Raw genomic sequence first — 3290 nt, forward strand, 5'->3', positions numbered from 1 at the left:
CGAGCGCGCCCGCGTCCTGCTGCGCTGGGCCGACCTGATCGACGCTCACGTGGACGAGCTGGCACGCCTGGAGGCGGTGGGCTCCACCCGGCCGATACGCGAAGCCCATGCCTTCGATGTGCCGTTCACCGCGGAATGCATACGCTTTTTCGCCGAGTGCGCGGACAAGTTCGGCGGCGATGCCGTGCCGACCCGCCGCGACAGCCTGGGCTTGGTCCTGCCCGAACCCTATGGCGTGGTGGGCGCGATCGCCCCCTGGAATTTTCCGCTGTCGATGGCCTCCTGGAAGTGCGGTCCGGCCTTGGCCGCCGGCAATGCCATCGTGCTCAAGCCTTCGGAGCTGACGCCTTGTTCGGCCGTGCGTATGGCGCAGCTGGCCGTCGAGGCCGGCGTGCCGCCCGGGGTGTTCAATGTGGTCCAGGGGCGCGGCGCCGGGGCCGGCGCCAGTCTGGTGCGTCATCCCCTCATCGGCAAAGTGTCCTTCACGGGGTCGACCCGGACGGGGGCGGCCATCATGAGCGAAGCCGCCCGTCATGGCACCAAGCCCGTCACGCTGGAGCTGGGCGGCAAGAGCCCTCAGCTCGTCTACGACGATGCCGGCGATGTCGCGGCGGTGGCTGCCCGCATCGTCCGCGGGTTCACTTCCAATGCGGGCCAGGCCTGCGTTTCCGGCACGCGGCTGGTCGTGCAGCGCGGTATCGCCGAAAGGCTGATCGAGGCCGTCGTAGCCCGGGCAGGGGATTTCCTCCCCGGCCCGACGTGGCGCGAGAGCACCAGCTTCGCCCCGCTGATCAGCGAACGGCAGGCGCGCAGCGTCCACGCCGCCGTGCGGCAGTGCCTGGAGGAAGGCGCCACCGCCCTTTGCGGCGGCGATTTCTTCCCGGGGCATCCCGGCGGCTTTTTCTATCGGCCCACCTTGCTGGGCGGCGTCCACGGCGACATGCAGGCGGTGCGCGAGGAGATCTTCGGCCCCGTGCTCACCGTGCAGGTCTTCGAGGACGAGGAGGAGGGGCTGGCGCTGGCGGACCATCCCGCCTACGGCCTGGCCGCAGGCGTCCACACTCTCGACATCGGCCGCGCCCTGCGCGCCACGCGCCGTATCCAGGCAGGGACGGTCTGGGTCAATCGCTTCGGCCGAACCTGGGACTTCATCCTGCCGACCGGCGGCTTCAAGGGCTCGGGCCTGGGCAAGGATCTCGGCCGCCAGGCCTTCGAGGCCAATCTTCGATACAAGAGCGTGCTGGTCGATTTCTGATCCGTCCGCCCCAGGGCGATACCGCCCGTTTTTTCCAGCAAAACCTCCCGAGGCATCCCCATGGCGATCTTCAAACCCAAGTACATCACCTTCGATTGTTACGGCACGCTGATCAACTTCGACATGGCGGGAGCGGCCCGCGCCCGCTATGCGGACCGCGTGAGCGCAGCCGACATGCCGGGATTCCTCGAGAGCTTCCGCGGCTATCGCCTGGACGAGGTGCTCGGCGCCTGGAAACCGTTTCGCGAGGTGATCTGCAACGCGGTCGAACGCACCTGCAGAAGGTGGGGCGTGAAGTACGAAGAGGCCGACGGCCTGGCCATCTACGACGCCGTTCCCGGATGGGGCCCGCATCCCGACGTGCCGGCCGGACTGTCGGCGGTGGCCAGGGAATTCCCGCTGGTCATTTTCTCGAACGCGGCCAACGAGCAAATCGGCCATAACGTGGCCAAGCTGGGAGCGCCTTTCCACAAGGTCTTCACGGCCGAGCAGGCGCAGGCCTACAAGCCGCGCTACCGCGCCTTCGAATACATGATGGATGAGCTGGGCTGCGGGCCGGAGGACATCCTGCACGTTTCCTCCAGCCTGCGCTACGACCTGATGTCGGCCTACGACCTGGGCATCAGGCACAAGGTATGGGTGAACCGGGGCCACGAGCCGGCGAACCCCTTCTACCAGTACACCGAGGTCAGGGACATCGGCGGCCTGGCGGCAGTGGTCGGTCTATGAAGCTCGAACCGTATTGGCTGGATACCGCGCCGAGATTCAGCGCCGGCGCGACCGGCGACTTGCCCGCGCGCGCCGACGTGGTGGTGATCGGCGCCGGTTTCACCGGCTTGTCGGCGGCCCGTTCGCTGGCGCGCGCCGGCGTGGACGTGGTGGTGCTGGAGTCCGGCAGAATCCACGCGCAGGCCTCGGGCCGCAACGGCGGGCATTGCAGTCCGGGAACGGCGCAAGGCCTGGCGGACTTGATCGACAAGTACGGGCCGGATACCGCCAAGCGCTACTACGGCGCTTATGACGACGCCGTGGATTTCGTCGAGCGCGTGGTGGCCGAAGAGGGCATCGATTGCGATTTCTCCCGCTGCGGCAAGCTGAAGCTGGCCAGCAAGGCCAAGCACTTCGCGGGCCTGGCGCGCAACCACGCTGCGTTGCGCAAGCATCTGGGCTTGCCGGTCGAGCTGCTGTCGGCCTCGGATGTGCGCCAGGAGCTGGCCTCGGAGGCCTTCCACGGCGGGCTGCTCGATCCGCGCGGCGCCCAGATGCACATGGGCAAGTTCGGCACCGGGCTGGCGAGCGCCGCCGCGCGCCACGGCGCGCGCATCTACGAGCACACGGCCGTCACCGGCCTGGCCAGCCTGGGCGGCGACCGCCACCGCGTGACGACGGCGCGCGGCCAGATCGAGGCAGGCCGCGTCCTGCTGGCCACCGGCCGATCCGATCAGGGGCCCTTCCAATGGTGGCAGCGGCGCATCGTGCCGGTCGGCAGCTTCGTCATCGTCACCGAGCCGATCCCCGACCTGCTCGATCAGGTGCTGCCGCGGCGCCGCAACTATGTGACCAGCCTGAACTTCGGCAACTATTTCCGCACCACCGCAGACCACCGCCTGGTGTGGGGAGGACGGGCGCGCTTCGCGCGCAGCAACCCCGCATCCGACCGCAAGAGCGGCAGGATACTCGAGGCCAATCTCGCGCATCTGCTGCCCGCGCTCAAGGGCGTGCGCATCGACTACTGCTGGGGTGGCCTGGTCGAGGCGACCGCGGACAGGCTGCCCAAGGCGGGCAGGCACGATGGGCTGTATTTCGCCCTCGCCTACAGCGGCCATGGCACCCAGATGGCCGTCTACATGGGGGACCTCATGGCCGATGTCCTGATGGGCAAGGACAGAAAGAACCCCTGGTCGTACGACCGCTGGCCGGCCTTGCCGGGCTATGCGGGCCGTGCCTGGTTCCTGCCGCTGGCGGGGGTGTCTTTCCGATTCAAGGATATTTTCTATTGAGCGCTTGCCGGCTTTGCGCAAGGCGGGCCGGCACT

The 3290-nt window shown here is 68.3% G+C and carries 3 protein-coding genes; all 3 read left to right on the forward strand.

From position 1 onward, the window contains the following. Positions 1 to 1255 (forward strand): aldehyde dehydrogenase family protein (locus Q0319_RS14220; RefSeq protein WP_299453648.1); only part of this gene is annotated, 1255 nt, incomplete at its 5' end. Between the two features lie 60 nt (positions 1256 to 1315). Continuing rightward, positions 1316 to 1984 carry a haloacid dehalogenase type II gene (locus tag Q0319_RS14225; RefSeq protein ID WP_299453651.1) on the forward strand — a complete coding sequence of 223 codons (669 nt, stop codon included), beginning with the start codon at positions 1316 to 1318 and terminating at the stop codon, positions 1982 to 1984. Beyond that, complete coding sequence (locus Q0319_RS14230) at positions 1981 to 3255, forward strand: FAD-binding oxidoreductase (RefSeq protein ID WP_299453653.1); 1275 nt, start codon at positions 1981 to 1983, stop codon at positions 3253 to 3255. Before Q0319_RS14225 ends, Q0319_RS14230 begins: the two co-directional genes overlap by 4 nt. Positions 3256 to 3290 lie beyond the last annotated feature (35 nt).

The organism is uncultured Pigmentiphaga sp. (assembly GCF_937950555.1).
Lineage (GTDB): Bacteria > Pseudomonadota > Gammaproteobacteria > Burkholderiales > Burkholderiaceae_B > Pigmentiphaga.

Excerpts from the sequence above, each read along its gene's own strand:
- Q0319_RS14225 (WP_299453651.1), top strand. The coding sequence starts at position 1,316 with ATGGCGATCTTCAAACCCAAGTACATCACCTTCGATTGTTACGGCACG.
- Q0319_RS14230 (WP_299453653.1), top strand. The coding sequence starts at position 1,981 with ATGAAGCTCGAACCGTATTGGCTGGATACCGCGCCGAGATTCAGCGCC.